The sequence below is a fragment of the Deinococcus alpinitundrae genome, assembly GCF_009982895.1.
GTDB lineage: Bacteria > Deinococcota > Deinococci > Deinococcales > Deinococcaceae > Deinococcus > Deinococcus alpinitundrae.
This window is the reverse complement of the sequence record NZ_WXZL01000092.1, coordinates 1-716: the sequence shown is the minus strand read 5'-3', so window position 1 is coordinate 716 and position 716 is coordinate 1. Positions and strand designations below refer to the sequence as shown.

Sequence of the window (716 nt, the reverse complement as noted above, 5' to 3'; positions counted from 1 at the left end):
CACTCGACTAGTGAGCTATTACGCACTCTTTAAATGATGGCTGCTTCTAAGCCAACATCCTAGTTGTCTGGGCAACGCCACATCCTTTTCCACTTAACATATATTTTGGGACCTTAGCTGGTGGTCTGGGCTGTTTCCCTTTCGAACACGGACCTTATCACCCATGTTCTGACTCCCAAGTTAAATTAATTGGCATTCGGAGTTTGTCTGAATTCGGTAACCCATGACGGGCCCCTAGTCCAAACAGTGGCTCTACCTCCACGATCCTAATTCCGAGGCTAGCCCTAAAGCTATTTCGGAGAGAACCAGCTATCTCCAGGTTCGATTGGAATTTCTCCGCTACCCTCAGTTCATCCGCTCACTTTTCAACGTAAGTCGGTTCGGTCCTCCATTCAGTGTTACCTGAACTTCAACCTGACCAAGGGTAGATCACCTGGTTTCGGGTCTACGACCAAATACTAAACGCCCTATTCAGACTCGCTTTCGCTACGGCTCCACATTTACTGCTTAACCTTGCATCAAATCGTAACTCGCCGGTTCATTCTACAAAAGGCACGCCATCACCCATTAACGGGCTCTGACTACTTGTAGGCACACGGTTTCAGGTACTATTTCACTCCCCTTCCGGGGTGCTTTTCACCTTTCCCTCACGGTACTGGTTCACTATCGGTCACTAGGTAGTATTTAGCCTTGGGAGATGGTCCTCCCGGATTCCG

Annotated in this window: 1 rRNA gene; it reads right to left on the bottom strand. The window is 48.7% G+C overall.

The features are described 5' to 3' along the window. A 23S ribosomal RNA gene (locus GUI70_RS22520) occupies positions 1–716 on the bottom strand; the annotation flags it as partial.